We start from the raw sequence: 21,254 nt of genomic DNA on the forward strand, positions 1-21,254 counted from the left end.
AGAGGAAATGCCGCGCAGGGAGCCGTGCCATGCTGGCGCGCGGGTTCGGTTTCGATCCAGTCCTACAGCCAACCATGCTGAGGCACAGCAATCTCTTCATGCGTTTTTTGGAAGCTACCGCAGAGCGGTGCGACGGCGGGCGCGCTGCCTGCCTCAAAAGAGCCCCACGCGCCCCCAAAGTGGTCTGCATGGAGCTAACGGTTGAATAGCCCGCGCCAAAGAACCTCGACCAGCCACTTCGGTACGCATCTCTAACGGCGTCCGCACGGAAGAAAGAAGAAATGGCCCGCATTGGTTTTCATGCCTCCCACGAACAGTTCAGCCCGGGCGAGTTGCTGGATTGCGCGCGAGCCGCCGAGCTTGCCGGCTTTGATTGCCTCATGTCGTCTGACCATCTGGCGCCATGGAGTGAGCGCCAGGGTCAATCCGGTTTTGCGTGGGCCTGGCTTGGTGCTGCAATGCAGGCAACAAGCCTGCCGTTTGGCTTGATCACCGTGCCGTCCGGTTGGCGCTACCACCCCGTGGTCACGGCACAGGCCGGAGCCACTCTGGCGCAAATGTTTCCAGGCCGTATGGCTTGGCTCGCGTTGGGCAGTGGCGAGGCGCTCAACGAGTGCATGGTCGGTGCCGATTGGCCCGAAAAGCCGCAGCGCAATGAAAGGCTGTTCTGCGGCGCGCAGGTGATTCGCTCGCTGTGGCGTGGCGAGGAAGTGACTGTCGCAGCGCCGATACCCACCCGCCAGGCCAAGCTCTATACGCTGGCGACACGTCCACCGCCGCTGCTGGGCGCGGCGCTTTCGCCCGAGACCGCACGCTGGATGGGCGGCTGGGCCGATGGACTCCTGAGAGTTCACCGCCCCTTGGATGACTTGCGACGCCTGGTCGACGCCTTTCGGGAAGGGGGTGGCGAGAACAAACCTGTGCACCTGCAGGTCCACCTGTCATACGCGGCGGACGAGGCGTCGGCCCGAAGCAATGCGTTGGACCAGTGGCGCAGCAACGCGCTGGCGGCAGATCTGACTGAAAACCTGGCCACTCCCGCCGCTTTTGAGCGTGCAACGGCGAACGTAGGGCCCGCGGACATGGACGCATTCGTCCATATCTCAGCCGATGCCCACATACATGCGGCGTGGATCGAACGCTATGCCGAGATGGGCTTTGCGGAGATCTATCTCCACAACGTCGGGCGCAATCAGATCGAGTTCATCGAAGCGTTCGGCGAAAAAATCAAGCCCTTGCTTTCCTGAACTTAGAAAACAGACGCTGTGCCGCTGTAACAGATGGCGGGGTGTGTGCCTGGCATCGCCCGCACTGCCGTTGGGGACACATCCTGGTCGGCTTGCCTGACCCCGGGCGATTTGCCTTGCTCGGCAGAAGTTTGGGCGGGAGGGCAGGCGCTCAATGGCAGCAACGCAACGGGCAGCGTGGATGAGCCAGCGCAAGCACCACGTGCAAATGCGGCATGCGCCTGCACGGCATGGCCGGCTTCGCCACCCATCATCCTTGCTTTCAAGTCGCCGCTCTCTTGAAGAGATCCTCCATGCCTGCCACGCTCCCAAGCTCTACCGCTCTCTCTCCCCCCGGCATGGTCCGGGTACGGGGCGCCCGAGAACACAACCTCAAAGACGTTGACGTGGACATCCCCCGGGACGCACTGGTGGTGTTCACAGGCGTCTCAGGCTCGGGCAAGTCGTCGCTGGCCTTCGGCACATTGTTTGCCGAAGCGCAGCGGCGCTACCTGGAATCCGTGGCACCGTATGCGCGGCGATTGATCGTACAGGCCGGGGTGCCTCAGGTGGACAGCATCGAAGGTCTTCCGCCGGCGGTGGCACTGCAGCAGCAGCGCGGGACGCCCAGCACCCGGTCTTCGGTCGGCAGTGTGACGGGGATATCGACGCCGCTGCGCATGCTCTACTCGCGCGCCGGTCGGTATCCGGCCGACCAGCCCATGCTCTATGCGGAGGACTTCTCGCCCAACACGCCGCAGGGTGCGTGCCCCAACTGCCATGGCCAGGGGCGCGTGTACGAGGTGACCGAGCAGTCGATGGTGCCGGACGATTCCCTGACCATCCGCGAGCGCGCCGTGGCCGCGTGGCCATCCGCCTGGCAGGGACAAAACCTGCGCGATATCTTGACCACACTGGGCCACGACGTCGACACACCATGGCGCGACCTGCCTAAAAAGTTGCGCCACTGGATTCTGTTCACTGAAGAGCAGCCCACCGTGCCGGTGTACGCGGGATTCAACGTTGGCGAAGTGAAGGACGCAATCAAACGCAAGCTCACTCCGAGCTACATGGGCACCTTCACGGGGGCGCGGCGCTACGTGCTCCAGACCTTCGCCCACAGCCAGAGCGCGCTGATGAAAAAGCGCGTCGCCCAGTACATGGTGGGGACCTTGTGCCCGGTGTGCCATGGAAAGCGGCTCAAGCCAGAGGCGCTATCGGTCACCTTCGCCGGGCATGACATCGCGACGCTGGCGCAACTGCCGCTGAAAGCGCTGGCTGAATTGTTGGTGCCCGCGGCGGAAGGCCGGCTGGGTGATGGCGAGCCCCAACTGGAAGGTCAGGGCAGCCAAACCCGCAAGAAGCGCGGTGGGGCAGGCGCTGCCGGCGCGCACGCGGCAGCGCCCGACGTCCATCGCACGCATTGGTTGTCGGAAGAAAAGGTGATCGCGGCCCAACGACTGGCAGGGGATTTGCGCCGGCGGGTTTTGGCACTGATCGATCTGGGGCTGGGATACCTTTCGCTGGACCGGTCCACGCCCACGCTCTCTCCGGGCGAGTTGCAGCGGCTGCGGCTGGCATCGCAGCTTTCCTCCCACCTGTTTGGTGTTGTTTACGTCCTGGATGAACCGTCGGCCGGCTTGCACCCGGCCGATGGCGAGGCCCTGCTGGCGGCGCTGCAGGACCTCAAGGGCGCGGGCAATTCGCTGTTTGTGGTGGAGCACGATGTGGCCACCATGCGCCGCGCAGACTGGCTGGTGGATGTGGGGCCCGCCGCTGGCGAAGGGGGCGGCGAGGTGCTGTACAGCGGCCCGCCTGCGGGGCTGGCGCAGGTTGAGCGGTCGCAGACCCGACGCTACCTGTTTGGCGTGGGTGCTGAGGCCGGGGTGCCTTTGCGCCGACCACGCGCTGCGCAGGGATGGCTGCAGATGGAGGGCATCACACGCAATAACTTGCAGGGGCTGGACGCCGATTTTCCGCTGGGGTGCATGACCGCCGTGACCGGTGTTTCGGGTTGCGGAAAGTCCAGCCTGGTGAGCCAGGCGCTGCTGGAACTGATGGCCGCGCATCTGGGGCGGCCGCTGGTCGCAGACGCACACGAGGAGGCTTCGGGAGCGTTGGTCGGTGATGGGGAGGTGCCGGATGGGGCGCCAATACCATCTGCCTCCCCGGCGTCGGGTCGGCTGGTCGCGGGCGCAGAGCGCATCAAGCGCCTCGTGCAGGTAGACCAGAAACCCATCGGCCGGACTCCACGCTCCAATCTGGCGACCTACACGGGTCTCTTTGACACGGTGCGCAAACTCTTTGCCGCCACGCCAGCGGCACGCAAGCGCCGCTACGACGCGGGTCGGTTTTCTTTCAATGTAGCGAAGGGTCGCTGCGAGACCTGCGAAGGCGAGGGCTTTGTCAGTGTGGAGTTGCTCTTCATGCCCAGTGTGTACGCACCATGCCCCACCTGCCACGGCAGCCGCTACAACACGGCAACGCTGGAAGTTCTGTGGAACGGGCTTTCCATTGCCGACGTGCTGGGCCTCACTGTCGACGCCGCGTGCGCAGTGTTTGCCGAAGAGCCTTCGGTGCTGCGCCCACTCACGGTACTGCGGGATATCGGGCTGGGTTACCTGCGCCTGGGGCAGCCGGCTACGGAACTGAGCGGTGGCGAGGCCCAGCGCATCAAGCTGGCGACCGAGCTGCAGCGCCAGCAGCAACGCGGCGGCACCCTGTACGTGTTGGATGAACCGACCACCGGACTCCACCCGGCCGATGTGGACCGCCTGATCGCGCAGCTCGACGGGCTGGTGGCTGCGGGCAACACGGTGGTGTTGGTCGAGCACGAAATGCGGGTGGTGGCGGCCTGCGATTGGGTGATCGACCTCGGGCCTGGCGCGGGAGACGAGGGCGGGCGCATCGTGGCACAGGGCGTTCCGCTCGCGGTAGCAGCCAACAAGGAAAGCAAGACGGCGCCGTATCTGGCGCAGGCCCTGGGACAGCCCTCAGCGCAGCGCGGCGCACCGCGAGCCGGGAGTTGAGACCTGCGCGCAGCAGACCGGGATGCGCAAAGGCTGTCCTATCGGACGGCACCAAGCAGCCACGCTCTTAAATCTGCGACTGCGTCCGGCTGTCGTTGCTTGCGCGGGAACACCAGGTAGTAGCCAGCGTCGGTTTGCATCTCTGCAGGGAACACCTGCACCAGGCGCCCCAGGGCCAGGTCTTGCGCCACGAAGTCCTTTTGAACGAGCGCAACGCCTTGGCCCATCAGGGCCGCGTCAATGGCCAGGGTCGTCTGGTTGAATGAAATCGTCTGGGCGGGTGGTTGGGGGGCTGGCGGGTCGCACTGCTCCACATACTGCTCCCAAGACGATTGGGAGTCGTTGAGCAGTACGTAAGACCCGTTGCGTGGGGAGTCGCTTGCGGCCTGTAGCTGCCCGAGCAAAGCAGGGCTTCCTACTGCGACCAGGCATTCTTCCCATAGCAGGTCACTTTGCAGCCCGGGGCCAAACGAAGGGCGCCCGTAGCGCACCGCCAGGTCGACAGCTTCGGTGTGAAAGTGCGACAGGCGCTCGGTGGCGAGGATGCGCAGATCGACGCCAGGATGGAGGCGTGTGTAGTCCGGAAGCCTCGGGATGAGCCATTTGGTGGCAAAGGTCGGCGTGACGCTGATCGTCAGGTGAAGGGGCTCAGGCCGCAGGCTTTGGGTGGCATGGGCGAGCGTTTCGAACGCGCGTCGCACACCGACGACGTACCGCTGCCCGTTCTGTGTCAATGCGAGCCGGCGCGGGTGCCGTTCGAACAGCTTCAGTCCCAGCTCTTCCTCCAGCGCCCGGATCTGTTGCGCTACCGCGCCCTGCGTCACACCCAGTTCGGCTCCGGCCAGGCGGAAATTCAGATGGCGGCTCGCGACCTCAAAGGCGCGCAAGGCGTTGAGTGACGGGGTGCGGCCCAATGGATTGCTCATGGGTGTAGATTTTCTACTGGATCGGAGCAGGTGTCCTGCTCCGATCTGATCCCCAACAATCGTTGTGTAGGCGGACAATTTCAGGGTGCCATTACAGGCACACAAGGATTGTCATGACAGTAGAAAAAGTGGCCATCGTCACTGCGGGCGGAACGGGCATCGGCGCCGCCATTGCACGCCAGCTGACCGCAGATGGTTTTCGCGTCGGCATTATTTCTTCCACAGGCAAAGGCGAGGCGCTGGCCCGCGAATTGGGGGGCATCGGCGTGACCGGCTCCAGCGAGTCGGTGGAGGACTTCGGACGCTTGGTCGATCTGGTGCGGGCTCACTGGGGGCGCATCGATGTGCTGGTCACCAGTGTTGGCCGAGGACCCTTGATGGCGCTGGGCGATGCGCAGTGGCTCGAGGGTTTGAACACCTATTTGCTGGGAGTGCTGCGGCCGGCGCAGCTCGTGGTCCCCGTCATGCAAAAGCAGCGCAGCGGCGTGATCGTTAACGTCACACCAGACTGGGCGCTGGAGCCCAGCGGTCTGCCTCCTGCATCGTCGATGGTGCGATCGGGTTTGGCAGCGTTCACCAGGCTGTTTGTCGAGAGCCATTCGCAGGACAACATCCGCATGAACAATGTCCTGCCCGGCTGGATCGACACCACGCAGGTGTGGGAAGACCGACGCGTCGCGGTACCCCTGCAGCGCTACGGCAAGGCTGAAGAGGTGGCAGCCGCCGTTGGTTTTCTGGCCTCGCAGGGCGCGTCTTACATCACAGGACAAAGCCTGAGTGTCGACGGTGGGGTGAGTCGGTCCGTTCCCTGACGTGTCGTTCTCAGAGGTGCCACACGCGGCGGCGCGCGCCCTACGGGTATCAGACAGGAGCGGGCCAGGGGTCTCCGTGCCCGCGGAGTGATCTGGCCGATTCGGCGCTTGACTTAGAGTGCGCTCAAACTTTCAGAATCGTTCCCATGGGATCCCTCCTCACCATTGCCGAAGTCGCCGAGCGCACAGGATTGACCGCGCACACGCTGCGCTACTACGAACGTGCGGGCTTGATTGCGCCTGTGGCCCGTGCCGCGGGTGGTCAACGCCGCTACGCGGCTTCTGACATGGAATGGATCGGATTCCTGCTGCGCCTGCGCGAGACCCGCATGCCCATCGGGCAGATGCAGCTGTTCGCGCGTTTGCGCAGCGAGGGGAACACCACCGCCCCGGAACGGCGCGACATGCTGGAGCAGCATTTGGCACAGGTGCTCGCAGCGATTGCCGCTGCGCAGCAAGCCGCGCAAACGCTGCAAGCCAAAATCGCGCACTACCGGAATTTGGAAGCTTCCCTTCGCCACACGCCCCCGTTACCAAGCAAAGGAAGAACCCATGTCCCATGAAACCAGTCCACGTTATGTCCAAGGCCTCGCCAAGCTGCGCGAGATCGACGGGCAAGCCGGTGAGCACGTCGTAGCCAGCCTAGCCGACATCGCGCCCGACTTCGCCCGCTACCTGATCGAATTCCCGTTTGGCGACATCTATTCCCGCCCGGGGCTCGATCTGTGCAGTCGCGAGATCGCCGTCGTGGCTGCGCTGACTGCGATGGGCAACGCTGCACCGCAACTCAAGGTGCACCTGCAGGCGGCGCTGAACGTCGGCGTCTCGCGCGACGAAATCGTGGAGGTCATCATGCAAATGGCCGTCTACGCGGGCTTTCCGGCGGCACTCAACGGTTTGTTCGCCGCACGTGAGGTGTTCGGCGCGAACGATGAACAGCCGGTTGCCGCTTAGGGTCCCTGCACCTGCACCTGCACCTGCACCTGCACCTGCACCTGCACCTGGACCGGGGCATCTTGAGGAAGACTTCTTAGCGGGCCCCAGCTACAGTCAGAACGTGTGAGGCTTGAGAGATGGGCAGATAAATGGCCCTCGAAGAACGGCCCGTTTGCGCCCCACCCCTCGGACGCAGCAGCGCACAGGAGCCTCGCCGTTGACAGGTCAACGAAGAAAGGTGTTCAGATGCAGCAATCGGAAACTCCCACCCTCTATGAATGGCTGGGTGGCATGGATGTGCTGAGGCGGCTGACGTCGCGCTTTTACGAGCATGTTCACGAAGACGCCTTGCTCCAGCCGGTGTTTGCCCATATGGGAGCCGATCACCCTGAACACGTGGCCGCTTTCCTGGGCGAAGTGCTGGGTGGCCCTCCGTCCTATTCGGAGCAGCACGGCGGCCACCCGCACATGATTGCGCAGCATCTGAACCGCCACCTCACGCACGACAAGCGACGCCGGTGGGTTGAGTTGCTGCTAGCCACTGCCGATGAACTCCAGCTTCCAGAAGACCCTGAGTTTCGATCGGCGCTCGTCGGCTACCTGGAGTGGGGGTCGCGGCTCGCGGTCATCAATTCACAACCAGGGGCTACCGTGGACCACAACGCGCCCATGCCCCAGTGGGGTTGGGGCGAAGTGAAGGGTCCGTTCAAAGGCTAGGTGTGCGTGCGCAACTCCGCTGGCAGGCGCATTCTCCGCGGCGCAGTTGCGCAGTTCTGTCCTTCAGTGTCCAGCCGAGTTCGAGAACAGGTTGATGACCGCCACGCCGGCCGCAATCAGCGCCATGCCGCCGATGGCGGGTGCGTCCAACGACTGGCCAAAGACGATCCAGCCCACGGCAGAGATCAACACAATCCCGACACCTGACCAGATCGCGTAGGCCACCCCGGTAGGGATCGTTCCCAACGTGAGAGACAGGAAGTAGAACGAGATGCAATATCCAATGACCGACGCCACGCTGGGAAGCGGGCGGGTGAAACCGTTGGCGGCCTTCAGGCAGCTGGTGGCAAAGACCTCGGCAACGATGGCGATAGCCAGCAGGAAGTAGGCATTTTTCATCGCCGAGATTCTGTGCGGCGCTCTCGCGGCTGTCCAACCGCGGTGCATTGACCGCGCTCCCGTGCCAGGTCAATCCTTGACGGTGGCAGTGTTCAGTGCGCACAGCTGCCGCCGTTGGTGGCCGGGTCGCAAGGCCTACAAGCTGAAGTCGTAGTCCACCGTGATCGGGGCGTGGTCCGAGAATTTCTCGCCCTTGTAGATCGACTCCGTGCGGGCCAGCGCCGCGAGCGCCGGCGTTGCCAAGTGATAGTCCAGCCGCCACCCAACGTTGTTGGCATAGGCTTGACCGCGGTTGCTCCACCATGTGTAAGCGGTATCGGTCGCAGTGGGCTGTAACTGGCGGTAAACGTCTACGATGCCGCCGCCTTCATCAGTTGTGTGTAACAACTTTGTCATCCAGGCCCGCTCTTCGGGCAGAAAGCCGCTGTTTTTTTGGTTGCTGCGCCAGTTCTTCAGGTCAATTTGCTGGTGAGCGATGTTCACGTCGCCGCACAGGATGAACTCCCGCTCTTGCTTGACGCCCATGAGGTGTGGGTGGAATTCGGCCAGGAAGCGAAACTTCGCCTGCTGCCGCTCTTCCCCGGACGACCCGCTGGGAAAATACGCACTGATGATCGACAGCTTGCGCGATGGGGTGTCAAAGCGCAGTTCGACGTACCGGCCCTCCGCGTCAAACTCTGCTGATCCGTAGCCAACGACCACGTCCGACGGCTCGTGGCGGGTGTAGATGCCCACGCCGGAGTAGCCCTTTTTCTGGGCAAAGTGAAAGTGCCCTTGCAGGCCCGCCATGCGCTCGAACCGGTTGCTGATGTCAGCCGCCTGGGCCTTCACTTCCTGCACACAAATACAATCCGGCCGCGTGGCTGCCATCCAGCTTTCCACGCCCTTGCTGGTGGCCGAGCGGATGCCATTGAGATTGAGGCTGGTTAACTTGAACAAGGATTTCCCCATGGTGGATGTTGGTGCGCAAACCCCTGAACAGGGCCAGCTGGCACAGGAATTCGTACGTTTTGCCGTTGAATCGGGCGTACTGCGGTTCGGCGAATTCAAGACAAAGGCGGGGCGCCTGAGCCCGTATTTTTTCAACGCCGGCCTGTTTGACGACGGCCAGAAGATCGGCCGGCTGGCCGAATTCTATGCAAAAGCCCTGCTGGCCAGCGGCGTCGAGTTCGACATGGTCTTCGGCCCCGCGTACAAGGGCATTCCGCTGGCGGCCACCGTGGTGGTGGAACTGGCCCGCCGGGGGTGCAACGTACCTTTTGCCTATAACCGCAAGGAGGCCAAGGACCACGGGGAGGGCGGCACCCTGGTGGGGGCGCCCCTCAAAGGTCGGGTACTGATCATTGACGACGTGATGTCGGCCGGAACGGCCGCCCGGGAGTCGATTGCCATCATCCGGGCAGCGGGCGCCACGCCCCACGCGGTTGCAATTGCGCTGGACCGCCAGGAAAAAGCCACAGAGAATGGCCGAGACGTGGACCACAGCGCGGTCCAGTACGTGCGCCAGCAATTGGGCATGCAGGTTTGCACCATCGCCCGGCTGGCAGACTTATTGCTGTATCTGTCGGATAACGGGGAAGAGGAGATGCGCTCGCATCACGAAAACGTGCTGGCATACCGCCAGCGCTACGGGGTCAACGAAGGGTAGATCATTTGAGCAAGTCGGCGTGGATCATGGGCGGGTTTTTGGTGGCCACCCTGGGCGCCGACTTGGCCGTGGCCCAGTCACAGGGCGAGCCCGGAAGCATCTACACCTGCGTCGACCGCAATGGGCGCCGACTCACGGCCGATCGGCCTATTCCGGAATGCCTGGACCGGGAGCAGCGCGAACTCAGCCCTTCGGGTGTCACGCGGCGCCAGATCGGTCCGTCGCTCACGGAGCACGAACGTGCCGCGCAAGAGGCCCAACGCCGCAGGGAAGCTGAAGAGCAGGCGCGCATCGTGGAGGAGCGTCGGCGCGAGCGGGTGCTTGTGGCGCGATATCCCGACAAGGCCGCCCACGACGCAGAGCGCACCGCCGCTATCCACCTTGTCAACGAAGTGACGGCCACCGCAGAAAAACGCATTGCAGAGCTCAAGCAGCAACGCAAAGGCTTCGATGTGGAGATGGAGTTCTACAAGAAGGATCCGAACAAGGCCCCGATGACGCTGCGCCGCAAGATCGCTGAAAACGAGGACAGCATGGCGGAACAGCAGCGCTTCATCAGCGGGCAGGACCAGGAAAAGCGCCGAGTGCACCAGCGTTTTGATACCGAGCTGGCCCAGCTGAGAAAGCTGTGGGATGCACAGCGCCCGGCGGCAGCGAGCGTGGGGCCTGCCGCCAACTCGACCGCTCCCGCGGCCACCCGCTAGGCGCAGCGTGGCCTCGCCTCTGCAAAACGCGGTCGACTAAAAAAAGGGCCGTCAGGCCCTTTTTCTTTGCCGCAACGATGCCCGTTGCCTGGAGTGCTATCCCGCCAATTTCGCGCGCAACAACTCGTTGACCTGGGTTGGGTTTGCCTTGCCCTTGCTGGCCTTCATGATCTGGCCGACCAGCGCGTTGAAAGCCTTGTCCTTGCCTGCACGGAACTGGGCCACGTTGTCGGCGTTGGTGGCAATCACCTCGTCGATGATTTTCTCCAGCGCCCCGCTGTCGTTCATCTGCTTGAGGCCCTTGGACTCGATGATGGCGTCCACGTCACCGTTCTCGTCCGCCCACAGCGCGTCAAACACCTGCTTTGCGGCGTTGTTGGAAATCGTGCCGTCGGCAATGCGCCCGATCAGCGTGGCCAGATGCGCCGATGTCACCGGAGCCTGCTCGATGCCAATCTCTCCTGTGTTCAGGCGGCGTGACACCTCGCCCATGATCCAGTTGCTGGCCAGCTTGGCTTGACCGCAGGCTTTGGCGGTGGCTTCGAAATATGCGGCCATGGCCTTGCTCTGCGTGAGCGTGGTGGCGTCGTACTCGGGCAGACCATAGTCCGCCACAAACCGCGTGGCCATGGTTCGGGGCAATTCGGCCATCAGCGCGCGTTGCTCTGCAATCCACTGCTCTGAAATATGTAGCGGCGGCAGATCCGGATCCGGGAAATAACGGTAGTCGGCCGCATCTTCCTTGGTCCGCATCGCGCGCGTTTCGCCCGTATCCGGGTCGAAAAGCACCGTGGCCTGCTGGATCGCGTGGCCGTCCTCGATCTGCTCGATCTGCCAACGGATCTCGTAATCGATGGCCTGCTGCATGAACTTGAAGCTGTTCAGGTTCTTGATTTCGCGGCGTGTGCCCAGTGGGCCACCGGGCTTGCGCACCGACACGTTGGCGTCGCAGCGGAACGAGCCCTCCTGCATGTTGCCGTCGCAGATGCCGATCCACGTCACGATCTTGTGCAGCTCCTTGGCGTAGGCCACGGCCTCGTCGGACGAGCGCATGTCCGGCTCGGTCACGATCTCCAGCAGCGGCGTGCCGGCGCGGTTAAGGTCGATGCCCGACTGGCCCCCACCTCCGAGTGCCGAGTCTTCGTGCAGCGATTTGCCGGCATCTTCTTCAAGGTGGGCACGCACCAAGCGCACGGTTTTCTTCTCGTCGCCGAGGAAGAACTCCACCTCGCCGCCCTGCACCACCGGGATCTCGAACTGGCTGATCTGGTAGCCCTTGGGCAGGTCGGGGTAAAAGTAGTTCTTCCGGGCAAAAATGCTCACTGGCGCAATGTGGGAGCCGAGTGCCAGTCCTAATTTGATAGCACAGGCCACGGCTTCGCGGTTCATCACCGGCAACGTGCCGGGCAGGGCCAGATCCACGGCCGAGGCCTGGGTGTTGGGCTCTGCACCGAAGGCCGTGGGGGAGCGGCTGAAAATCTTGCTCTGCGTGGCGAGCTGGGTGTGGGTTTCGAAGCCGATAACGACCTCGTAGCCGTGGATCAATTTGCTGGTCGTCGTCATGTCACAGACCTCCGGGTTGGCGGAGGTGGAAATCGGTGGCTTGCTGCAGGCGGTGGGCAGCGTTCAGAAGGCGCGCTTCCTGGAAGTAGTTGCCGATCAGCTGCAGGCCCACAGGCATACCGCCTTCGCCAAAACCTGCAGGTACGCTCATGCCGGGCAGGCCGGCCAGCGAGCCGGGCAGCGTGAAGATGTCGGCCAGGTAATCAGCCAGCGGGTCATTGCCATGCTCTCCCAGCTTCCAGGCCACGGTGGGGGCCACCGGCCCGGCGATGATGTCGCAGCTCTTGAACGCGTTCTGGAAGTCGTCGGCGATCATGCGGCGGATCTTCTGCGCCTGCAGGTAGTAGGCGTCGTAGTAGCCGTGGCTCAGCACGTAGGCGCCGATCATGATGCGGCGCTTGACCTCGTCGCCAAAACCTTCGGCGCGCGTCTTCTTGTACATGTCGACCAGGTCGGTGTACTTCTCGGCGCGGTGGCCGAACTTCACACCGTCAAAGCGGCTGAGGTTGGAAGACGCCTCGGCCGGGGCAATGATGTAGTACACCGGGATCGACAGCTCGGTGCGGGGCAGCGAGATGGGCACCAGCTTGGCGCCGAGCTTTTCATATTCCTTCAGGGCTGCATCGACGGCGGTGCGCACATCAGGCGCAAGGCCCTCGCCAAAGAACTCGGCGGGGATGCCAATGCGCAGGCCGTCGATGCTGTCGTTCAGTTGGGCGCTGAAGTTTTCAGCGGGCACGTCGAGCGAGGTGGAGTCGCGGTCCGGGTCGGGGCCGCACATGGCCGACAGCAGCAGGGCGCAGTCCTCGGCGCTGCGGGCCATCGGCCCGGCCTGGTCCAGGCTCGAGGCAAACGCGACCATGCCGTAGCGGCTCGCGCGGCCATAGGTGGGCTTGATGCCCGTGATGCCACAGAACGATGCGGGCTGGCGGATGGAGCCGCCGGTGTCGGTGCCGGTGACGGCCGGGGCCAGGCGCGCGGCCACGGCCACGGCGCTGCCGCCCGACGAGCCGCCAGGGATGCGGCTGGTGTCCCAGGGGTTGCGCACCGGGGCGGGGGCGTCAAAACCGACGGGCGCCACGGCCGAGTTTTCGTTGGACGAACCCATCGCGAACTCATCGCAGTTGAGCTTTCCTAAGGTCACCGCGCCGGCTTCGGCCAGTTTGCGCACCACGGTGGCGTCAAAGGGCGACTGGTAGCCGGCCAGCATCTTCGAGCCGGCGGTGCTGGGGAAGTCGCGCGTGACGAAGATGTCCTTGTGGGCGATGGGCACCCCTTCGAGCGCGCCCGCGGTGCCAGCTGCGAGGCGCGCGTCCGCGGTGCGCGCCTGCGCCAGGGTGGCCTCTTCATTGAAGGCGACAAACGCGCCCAGCGACTGGTGCGCCTTGCCGCGGGCCAGAAAGTGCTGGGCGGCTTCGACGGCGGAAACCTTGCGACCGCGCAGCGCGCTGGCCAGTTCGGCAACGCCAAGGTCGTGCAGGGCCTGGGTGGTGGTGGGGTGAGTCATGCGTGTCTCCTGTTCACTCGATCACTTTGGGAACGAGGAACAGGCCACGCTCTACGGCAGGGGCGCTCTTCTGATTGGCTTCGCGCTGGTTGGGCTCGCTGGCCACGTCGTCGCGCAAGCGCAGGGCCACGTCCTGGACCGCAGCCACGGGGTGCGCCAAGGGGGCAACGCCAGAGGTATTCACAGCCCGCATTTTTTCCACGATGTCGAAGAAACCATTGAGCTGGGTCAGCATGCGCTCACTTTCGGGAGGTGTCAGCTCAAGCCGCGCCAAATTGGCAATGCGGCCGATGTCCTGGGGGGTCAGTGCCATAGGGAGGAGAATCTAGAGAAACCAGAAGTAAAGCTGTGATCCGCGCCGCTCCGGGGGAGTTATTCACAGGGGATCGGGTATTATCCCGGCTTTGCCGCAATACCCTCTTTTCAGCCGGTCATTGTGCGAAAAAAGCGATATTTGACCCCCACTATTCCCTGACACACCTGGCGATGGCAGGCCGAAGCGCATGCCGTGCCCGAGAGGATTTTCGAATGTTCGGAGCTTTCCGTCGGTACTTCTCCACCGACCTTGCCATTGACCTTGGCACCGCCAACACCCTTATCTTCGCCCGCGACAAAGGCATTGTCCTCGACGAGCCTTCCGTCGTCGCCATTCGCCACGAAGGCGGGCCCCATGGCAAGAAAGTCATCCAGGCCGTAGGCCGCGAAGCCAAGGCGATGCTGGGCAAGGTCCCGGGCAACATCGAAGCCATCCGGCCCATGAAGGACGGCGTGATTGCCGACTTCGTGATCACCGAGCAGATGATCAAGCAGTTCATCAAGATGGTGCACCCGCGCACGCTGTTCACCCCCAGCCCCCGCATCATCATCTGCGTGCCCTGCGGCTCCACCCAGGTGGAGCGCCGCGCCATCAAGGACGCGGCCGAGGCTGCGGGCGCCACGGCGGTTTACCTGATTGAAGAACCCATGGCCGCTGGCATCGGCGCCGGCTTGCCAGTGTCCGAAGCTTCGGGCTCCATGGTCGTCGATATCGGCGGCGGCACCACCGAAGTGGGCGTGATCTCGCTGGGCGGCATGGTCTACAAGGGCAGCGTCCGCGTGGGCGGCGACAAGTTCGACGAAGCCATCATCAGCTACATCCGCCGCAACTACGGCATGCTGATCGGCGAGCCCACCGCTGAAGCCATCAAGAAGAACATCGGCTCGGCCTTCCCCGGCTCCGAGGTGCGCGAGATGGAAGTCAAGGGCCGCAACCTGTCCGAAGGCGTACCGCGCAGCTTCACCATTTCTTCCAACGAAGTGTTGGAAGCGCTGACCGACCCGCTCAACCAGATCGTCTCCGCCGTCAAAAACGCGCTGGAACAAACCCCGCCAGAACTGGGCGCCGACATTGCCGACCGCGGCATGATGCTGACCGGCGGCGGCGCGCTGCTGCGCGACCTGGATCGCCTGCTGGCCGAAGAAACCGGCCTGCCGGTGCTGGTGGCCGAAGACCCGCTGACCTGCGTGGTGCGCGGTTGTGGCATTGCGCTGGAGCGCATGGACCGCCTAGGCAGCATTTTCACGAGCGAGTAAGCCTGCGCGCCTGTATGCTGCAGGCACTTTTTCGCTCTGAACTGCATGATTGCAACCGCTCCAATGCTTCTGTCTGAGCATGTGCCCGAGCCGCCGTTGCGCGGCAACCTCTGACGCTGCGCACGATGCCACTGGGTACCCTCGAGCGCAGCGCTCCCCCTTTCTTCAAGCAGGGCCCTTCGGCCCTTTCGCGTCTAGCCGTCTACAGCGCCTTGGCGCTGTTCCTCATGGTGGCCGACGCGCGCTTTCAGCTCACCGGACCTTTTCGGCAGGCGGTGGGCACGGTGCTGTACCCCGTGCAGTGGCTGATGCTCAAGCCGGTGGAGTTGGCCACCCGCAGCTCGGACTACTTCCAGTCCCTCACCACCGCTCAGCAGGAGCTGGACGAGGCGCAGAAGAAGATGACCACCATGGGCCAGCGCGCCAACCAGGCCGAGCAGCTGGCGCTGGAAAACAACCGCCTGCGGCAACTGCTGGCCCTGCGCGAGCGCTTGGTCACCCCCGCCCAGGCAGCCGAGGTGATCTACGACACCGCCGACCCTTACACGCGCCGCGTGGTGCTCGACCGCGGCCAGATGGGCGGCGTGGAACTGGGCTCGCCGGTGATGGATGAAGCTGGCGTCCTGGGCCAGGTGACGCGCGTGTTCCCGCTCGTGAGCGAAGTCACGCTGCTGGTCGACCGCGACCAGGCCATCCCCGTGCTCAACATCCGGACCGGCGCCCGTGGCGTGGCCTATGGCGACCCGGTGGCGGGCCACGGCGGTGGCATGGAGCTGCGCTTCATGCCTGCCAACGCCGATGTGCGCGAGGACGATCTGCTCACCACCAGCGGTGTAGACGGGTTGTACCCGTCGGGGCTGCCCGTGGCCAAGGTGGTGCGTGTCGAGCGCCGGGCCGATTCGGCCTTTGCGCGCATCTACTGCATGCCGCTCGCGCAGGTACAGGGCGCGCGCCACGTGGTGGTGCTCAAGCCGCTGGCCGACAACGCGCTGCCCCGGCCCGACCCGGCCCCCACCGCACCTGCCAAGCGTGGAGCGCGCAAAGGATGATGACGTTGGCACCCACATTGACATTGACGTCGGCATTGCTGCAGTTGACCCGACGGTACGCCGTGCAGAGGTCGGCGCGCAGCCCAGCCGGTGCGCCGCACCGCACGAAAGGCCCCACGCGATGATCATGCCGCGCGGCGAGCCGCTGCTGTTGCCCGTCAACCCCGTGTTCATCGGGGTGAGCTTGATCGCGGGCCTGGCGATCAACATGCTGCCGCTGGGACGCATTGTCTGGACGCCTGATCTGCTGATGGTGCTGCTCGTGTTCTGGGGCGTGCACCAGCCACTGCGCATCGGCATGGGCGTGGCCTTTGTGCTGGGCCTGTGCATGGACGTGAGCCAGTCGGCGCTGCTCGGGCAGCATGCGTTGTCGTACACGGTGCTGTCGTTCGGCGCGATCGCCATCCACCGGCGGCTGCTGTGGTTCAGCGTGCCCTCGCAGGCGCTGCAGGTGCTGCCGCTGTTCGCGCTGGCCCATGCCATCGAGCTTTTGTTGCGCATGGCGGCAGGGGGCATCTTTCCAGGGTTGTGGAGTTTTTTGGCTCCGTTACTCGAGGCGCTGCTGTGGCCCCTGGCAAGCTGGGTGCTGCTTGCGCCCCAGCGCCGCCCGCCCGACCGTGACCAGAACCGGCCGCTGTAGCCATGAGACAACCCCCTGAGCGGCTGCGCCGCTTCCCCCTTCTCTCGCAATGCTTCGCACTGCCGGAAGGGGGGCGCCAGCGGTGGCCTAGCGAAGCCAGTTCCACGGTGGCGCTGGCCTGGGTCGCGCCGGTTTCATCGAGCGCGTTCTTGGCTTGGCGCATGGAGTGCCGCGATGACTGAACTGCGCAACAGCGAAGCCGACGCATCGCGTTTTCGCGTGCGTGCGCTGGTCGTCGGGTTGGTCGTGTTTTTTGCGTTCGGCCTGGTGGTGGCGCGGCTGGTGTACCTGCAGGTGGTCCGGCACGAAGACCTGGCCGCCCAGGCCGAGAGCAACCGCACGGCGGTGGTGCCCATCGTGCCCAACCGCGGGCTCATCCTGGACCGCAACGGCGTGGTGCTGGCCACCAACTATTCGGCCTACACACTCGAGATCACGCCCTCGCGTGCCGGGGTGCTCGACGAAACCATCGACGAGTTGTCCAAGGTGGTCGATATCCAGAGCCGCGACCGCCGGCGGTTCAAGCGCTTGATGGAAGAGTCGCGCAACTTCGAATCCCTGCCCATCCGCACGCGTTTGACCGACCAGGAAGTGGCCCGCTTCACCGCGCAGCGCTACCGCTTCCCGGGGGTGGACATCAAGGCCCGGCTGTTTCGCAATTACCCGATGGGCGATGTCGCCAGCCACGCGATCGGCTACATCGGCCGCATCAACCAGAGCGAGAAGGCGCGCATCCAGGATTCGGAAGACGAGGCCAACTACCGGGGCACGGAGTACATCGGCAAGCTGGGCATCGAGCAGAGTTTCGAGTCCGCGCTGCACGGCACGACCGGCGTCGAGCAGATGGAGACCTCGGCTGGCGGGCGTGCGGTGCGCAAGCTCTCCAGCCATGCCGCCACGCCGGGCGACAGCGTGATGCTGTCCATCGACATCAAGCTGCAAAAGCTGGTCGAGGAGCTGTATGGCACGCGCCGCGGCGCGCTGGTGGCCATCGATCCGCGCAACGGCGAGATCCTGGCGCTGGTAAGCAAGCCCACGTTCGACCCCAACCTTTTTGTCGAGGGCATCGACGTCGAAAACTGGGCGGCGCTCAACGAGTCCATCGACAAGCCGCTGCTGAACCGCGCGCTGCGCGGCACCTACCCGCCGGGCTCCACCTACAAGCCCTTCATGGCGATGGCCGCGCTGCAGCTGGGCAAGCGCGCGCCCAGCGTGGTGATCAACGACCCCGGGTTCTACACCTTTGGCGGCCACACTTTTCGCAGCCACGAAGGCGGGCTGGGCGGCGTGGACATGCACCGCGCCATCCAGCAGTCGAGCAACACGTATTTCTATTCGCTGGCGGTGGAGATGGGCGTGGATGCGATCCACGACTTCATGAAGCCGCTGGGTTTTGGGCAGTCCACCGGCATCGATCTCAACGGCGAAGTGCGTGGCACCCTGCCCAGCACCGAGTGGAAGCGCAATGCCTACAAGCGCCCGGACATGAAGCGCTGGTTCCCGGGCGAGACCGTGTCACTGGGCATTGGCCAGGGCTACAACAACTTCACGATGCTGCAGCTGGCGCTGGCGCAGGCCACGCTGGCCAATGGCGGCATGCGCTACCGCCCGCACATGGCCAAGGCGGTGAAGAACGCGGTGACGGGCGCGATCACCGAAATCACCCAGCCGCCCGGCATCGACCTGGGCTATTTGCCCAAGAACGTGGAGATCGTGCGCAATGCCATGGTGGCGGTCAACAAGGGCGGCACGGGCACACGCGTGTTTGCCGGCGCGCCCTACACCGCAGGCGGCAAGACCGGCACCGCGCAGGCGGTGAGCCTGGGCCAGAACGTCAAATACAACGCGCGGTCGATGGAAGAGCACCAGCGCGACCACTCGCTGTACACCGCGTTTGCCCCGGCCGAGCAACCCACGATTGCGCTGGCCGCGATTGTCGAGAACGCAGGGTTCGGCGCGGCCCACGCGGCCCCGATTGCGCGGCGGGTGTTCGACTACTGGCTCACGGGTGAGTACCCGAGCGAAGAAGACATTGCAGCGGTGCAAAAGGGCCTGGCCAGCGCGCCCATCGGCAAATCGCGCAAGGCAGCCGACGTGGCCCTGCCACTGCCGTAATGCCTGCACGCGGGGGCGCGTAAAAACGGCTCTCACGGCTTTCACGGCTTTCACGGCTTTCACGGCTTTCACGGCTTTCACGGCTTTCACGGCGCGCGCGGCCCTCGCTGCACAATGTGCCGTCGGGCGCGCCCCGGGCACCGCCCCTGCAGCCTGCAGCACCGATTGCCACGCATTGGAGACAACCACCATGCAACACCCACGCCGCCGGGCCCTCGGGGCCATTCCTGTACTGCTGCTCACGGCCTGCGGCGGTGGGGGTGGTGGTGATGATCCGACGACCAGCCCGCCCGGTCCCGCCACACCGTCCGTGCCGGCACCTCCTGCGCCTCCTGCGCCTTCGGTTCCACCGTCCCCGCCGGGCGATAGTGCCTACGGCAACCTTTCTCGCGCCAGCGTGGGCGTGGGTGCCGCGCTCAACGGGGCCGTCCCTTTTCCGGCGGACAACCCGTGGAACATCGACATCAGCGGCGCAGAGGTGGACCCCAGCTCGGACCGATTGATCGCCAGCATCGGCGCTGACAAGGGTCTGTACCGGGACTTCGGCGCGGGCCTCTGGGAGGGCTCGCCCATCGGTATTCCCTACCAGGTGGTGAACGGCCAGCAGGCCAAGGTGGCGATCGACTACGTGGCCTATGGGGACGAGAGCGACCCGGGCCCTTTCCCGATTCCACTGGATGCGCCCATCGAAGGCGCGCCGGGACAAAACGGCGACCGCCATGTGTTGGTCATCGACAAGGACAACCACCGGCTGTATGAACTGGGCCGTGCGTTCGTGCGGGGTGACCGCTGGCAGGCCGATGTCGGCGCGGCGTTTCACCTTGACAGCAACCAGGTGCGGCCCGCCGCCAGGAACGGCTGGACCAGCGCCGACGCTGCCGGGTTGCCGATATTTCCCGGCCTGGTGCGGTACGACGAGGCCGCCAAGGGTGCGGGCGGTATCCGCCATGCGCTGCGGTTCACGGCGGCGCGCACCCGGCGCGCCTTTGTGCCGCCGGCCACGCACTATGCATCGTCCAGCACTGATGCCAACCTCCCGCCCATGGGCATGCGGGTGCGGCTGAAAGCGGGTTTTGCCATCCCCGTTGCATTCAGCCCTGAAGCCAAGGCGATCCTGACGGCCCTCAAGACCCACGGGATGTTCCTCGCGGACAACGGCTCGGACTGGTACCTCAGCGGCGCCCCCGACGACCGCTGGGACAACGACCGCCTGCGTGCCGAGCTGGCCTCTGTCAAGGGGCGAGATCTGGAAGTCGTGAAGATGACGGGCCTGGTCTCCCAGCTGTAGTTGCGGCGATCCAGCGATCCCGGCGGTCCCGTCGATTGCACGCCCAACGCGCGCCGGCCGCCGGTGAAGCGTTTGCTATTATTTGTATAGCTATGATCGCTTATGGGGTAAGCGCTAGGCCCTGTTTTGATTCAAAAAATGACCCGGCGGGGGCGCTGCGCTTGCCACATCAAGCCTGTGCTGGCGCCGCGGCGCGCGCGGGTGGCTGCCACTGGCTGAACACCAGCGCCGCCACGATCAGTGCTGCGCCGCTCAGGCCCGCCCAGCCCAGCCGCTCTCCCAGCAGCGCCCAGGCCGTGAGGGCCGCGAACACGGGTTCCAGCCCGAACACGATGGCGCTGCGCATAGCGTCCACGCGCTGCTGGCCCCAGGCCTGCAGCGTCACCACCACCACGCTCGCCAGCAGGCCCAGGTACAGCAGCGCCACCAAGGCGTCAGTGGGCAACTGCGGCACGGACGCCAGCCAGCCCATGCCCTCGCCCCGGCCCAGCAGCAAAAACGTGGACGCGAGCGCCATCACCGTGGCCTGGGCGGCGGCCATGCGGGTGGCCCGCAGCAGGCGCGATGCGGTGCGGCGCGCACATTCCTCCAGTGCCAGGATGTAGATCGCGTAGAAGACCGTGCTGCCCAGCGTCAGCGTATCGCCCAGGTTCCAGGGCTCGTTCTCGTGGAACATCAGCGCCATGCCGGCCAGCGCCAGGGCGCAGGCGGCCCACAGCCGCCAGCCATAGCGGCGGCCCAGCACGGCCATGGCGATCAGCGGCACTACCAGCACGTTGAGGCCGGTGACAAACGCATTGCGGTTGCTCGTGGTGCGCGCCAGGCCCTCGATCTGCAGCCAGAACGCGAGGAACAGCAACACGCCCAGTGCGCAGCCCCACCGCCCTTCATGGCGCAGCATGCCGCGCCACAGCGGCGCCAGCACCAGCAGCGCAATCACAAAACGCAGCCAGATGATCTGCAGCGCGTCGAGGTGCGCGGACAACAGCTTCATGGCGGGGAACGTGGTGCCCCACACCACCGTCACGACCAGCAGGGCCGCGAGGCCCCAACGTTCAGTGCGCATTGGTAGATATCTCCATGCCAGAAAAAGAAAAACGGCCACCCCAGGGACGCGGCAAGG

20 protein-coding genes are annotated in these 21,254 nt (G+C 64.8%); 13 read left to right on the forward strand and 7 right to left on the reverse strand.

Annotation, left to right across the window (positions count from 1 at the left end):
- Positions 1–281: 281 nt before the first annotated feature.
- On the forward strand, positions 282–1,247 hold the full coding sequence (locus tag ACSQ3Q_RS01700; protein ID WP_436132713.1) for a TIGR03885 family FMN-dependent LLM class oxidoreductase: 966 nt from the start codon (positions 282–284) through the stop codon (positions 1,245–1,247).
- Between the two features lie 293 nt (positions 1,248–1,540).
- Entirely contained in the window at positions 1,541–4,255 is a 2,715-nt protein-coding gene (locus ACSQ3Q_RS01705) for an excinuclease ABC subunit A (RefSeq protein ID WP_436132714.1), read from the forward strand.
- A 38-nt stretch (positions 4,256–4,293) separates the two neighbouring features.
- On the opposite strand, the gene ACSQ3Q_RS01710 is transcribed toward ACSQ3Q_RS01705, so the two are convergent.
- Positions 4,294–5,181: a LysR substrate-binding domain-containing protein gene (locus ACSQ3Q_RS01710; protein ID WP_436132715.1), complete on the reverse strand. Its 888-nt coding sequence runs from the start codon at positions 5,179–5,181 to the stop codon at positions 4,294–4,296.
- A 113-nt stretch (positions 5,182–5,294) separates the two neighbouring features.
- On the opposite strand from ACSQ3Q_RS01710, the gene ACSQ3Q_RS01715 reads away from it, so the two are divergent.
- The 4 genes from ACSQ3Q_RS01715 (at position 5,295) to ACSQ3Q_RS01730 (ending at position 7,646) form a co-directional block, all read left to right on the forward strand.
- Positions 5,295–5,993: an SDR family oxidoreductase gene (locus ACSQ3Q_RS01715; protein ID WP_436132716.1), complete on the forward strand. Its 699-nt coding sequence runs from the start codon at positions 5,295–5,297 to the stop codon at positions 5,991–5,993.
- A gap of 146 nt (positions 5,994–6,139) precedes the next feature.
- Positions 6,140–6,556: a MerR family transcriptional regulator gene (locus ACSQ3Q_RS01720; protein ID WP_436132717.1), complete on the forward strand. Its 417-nt coding sequence runs from the start codon at positions 6,140–6,142 to the stop codon at positions 6,554–6,556.
- The gene (locus tag ACSQ3Q_RS01725; RefSeq protein ID WP_436132718.1) at positions 6,546–6,947 is read left to right on the forward strand and encodes a carboxymuconolactone decarboxylase family protein; all 402 of its coding nucleotides are present in this window, start codon (positions 6,546–6,548) and stop codon (positions 6,945–6,947) included. Before ACSQ3Q_RS01720 ends, ACSQ3Q_RS01725 begins: the two co-directional genes overlap by 11 nt.
- A gap of 228 nt (positions 6,948–7,175) precedes the next feature.
- Positions 7,176–7,646: a group II truncated hemoglobin gene (locus ACSQ3Q_RS01730; RefSeq protein ID WP_436132719.1), complete on the forward strand. Its 471-nt coding sequence runs from the start codon at positions 7,176–7,178 to the stop codon at positions 7,644–7,646.
- A 63-nt stretch (positions 7,647–7,709) separates the two neighbouring features.
- Here the strand turns inward: ACSQ3Q_RS01730 and ACSQ3Q_RS01735 are convergent, their stop codons facing one another.
- Complete coding sequence (locus ACSQ3Q_RS01735; RefSeq protein WP_436132720.1) at positions 7,710–8,045, reverse strand: SMR family transporter; 336 nt, start codon at positions 8,043–8,045, stop codon at positions 7,710–7,712.
- A 135-nt stretch (positions 8,046–8,180) separates the two neighbouring features.
- On the reverse strand, positions 8,181–8,984 hold the full coding sequence (locus ACSQ3Q_RS01740; protein WP_436132721.1) for an exodeoxyribonuclease III: 804 nt from the start codon (positions 8,982–8,984) through the stop codon (positions 8,181–8,183).
- Between the two features lie 10 nt (positions 8,985–8,994).
- Here ACSQ3Q_RS01740 and pyrE point away from each other — a divergent pair, with 10 nt between their 5' ends.
- The gene (gene pyrE, locus ACSQ3Q_RS01745) at positions 8,995–9,693 is read left to right on the forward strand and encodes an orotate phosphoribosyltransferase (RefSeq protein ID WP_436136915.1); all 699 of its coding nucleotides are present in this window, start codon (positions 8,995–8,997) and stop codon (positions 9,691–9,693) included.
- Positions 9,694–9,698: 5 nt separating this feature from the next.
- The gene (locus ACSQ3Q_RS01750; RefSeq protein ID WP_436132722.1) at positions 9,699–10,397 is read left to right on the forward strand and encodes a DUF4124 domain-containing protein; all 699 of its coding nucleotides are present in this window, start codon (positions 9,699–9,701) and stop codon (positions 10,395–10,397) included.
- Positions 10,398–10,493: 96 nt separating this feature from the next.
- On the opposite strand, the gene gatB is transcribed toward ACSQ3Q_RS01750, so the two are convergent.
- The 3 genes from gatB to gatC are packed head-to-tail and all read right to left on the reverse strand — an operon-like array spanning position 10,494 to position 13,780.
- Complete coding sequence (gatB, locus tag ACSQ3Q_RS01755) at positions 10,494–11,960, reverse strand: Asp-tRNA(Asn)/Glu-tRNA(Gln) amidotransferase subunit GatB (RefSeq protein ID WP_436132723.1); 1,467 nt, start codon at positions 11,958–11,960, stop codon at positions 10,494–10,496.
- Between the two features lies 1 nt (position 11,961).
- Entirely contained in the window at positions 11,962–13,467 is a 1,506-nt protein-coding gene (gene gatA, locus ACSQ3Q_RS01760) for an Asp-tRNA(Asn)/Glu-tRNA(Gln) amidotransferase subunit GatA (protein ID WP_436132724.1), read from the reverse strand.
- A 13-nt stretch (positions 13,468–13,480) separates the two neighbouring features.
- Positions 13,481–13,780, reverse strand: coding sequence for an Asp-tRNA(Asn)/Glu-tRNA(Gln) amidotransferase subunit GatC (gene gatC, locus ACSQ3Q_RS01765; protein WP_436132725.1), 300 nt, complete (start codon positions 13,778–13,780; stop codon positions 13,481–13,483).
- 215 nt (positions 13,781–13,995) lie between these two features.
- Here gatC and ACSQ3Q_RS01770 point away from each other — a divergent pair, with 215 nt between their 5' ends.
- The 5 genes from ACSQ3Q_RS01770 (at position 13,996) to ACSQ3Q_RS01790 (ending at position 20,131) form a co-directional block, all read left to right on the forward strand.
- On the forward strand, positions 13,996–15,039 hold the full coding sequence (locus ACSQ3Q_RS01770; protein WP_005798130.1) for a rod shape-determining protein: 1,044 nt from the start codon (positions 13,996–13,998) through the stop codon (positions 15,037–15,039).
- Between the two features lie 125 nt (positions 15,040–15,164).
- A complete protein-coding gene (mreC, locus tag ACSQ3Q_RS01775; RefSeq protein ID WP_436132726.1) occupies positions 15,165–16,088 on the forward strand; it encodes a rod shape-determining protein MreC in 924 nt (307 codons plus the stop codon).
- 121 nt (positions 16,089–16,209) lie between these two features.
- The gene (mreD, locus tag ACSQ3Q_RS01780; RefSeq protein WP_436132727.1) at positions 16,210–16,728 is read left to right on the forward strand and encodes a rod shape-determining protein MreD; all 519 of its coding nucleotides are present in this window, start codon (positions 16,210–16,212) and stop codon (positions 16,726–16,728) included.
- Between the two features lie 174 nt (positions 16,729–16,902).
- Positions 16,903–18,843: a penicillin-binding protein 2 gene (mrdA, locus tag ACSQ3Q_RS01785; RefSeq protein WP_436132728.1), complete on the forward strand. Its 1,941-nt coding sequence runs from the start codon at positions 16,903–16,905 to the stop codon at positions 18,841–18,843.
- Between the two features lie 190 nt (positions 18,844–19,033).
- Complete coding sequence (locus ACSQ3Q_RS01790) at positions 19,034–20,131, forward strand: hypothetical protein (protein ID WP_436132729.1); 1,098 nt, start codon at positions 19,034–19,036, stop codon at positions 20,129–20,131.
- Between the two features lie 169 nt (positions 20,132–20,300).
- Here the strand turns inward: ACSQ3Q_RS01790 and ACSQ3Q_RS01795 are convergent, their stop codons facing one another.
- Positions 20,301–21,197, reverse strand: a complete 897-nt coding sequence (locus ACSQ3Q_RS01795) for a DMT family transporter (protein WP_436132730.1) — start codon at positions 21,195–21,197, stop codon at positions 20,301–20,303.
- Between the last annotated feature and the right edge of the window lie 57 nt (positions 21,198–21,254).

Source organism: Acidovorax sp. LjRoot129 (assembly GCF_964253765.1).
GTDB lineage: Bacteria > Pseudomonadota > Gammaproteobacteria > Burkholderiales > Burkholderiaceae_C > Acidovorax.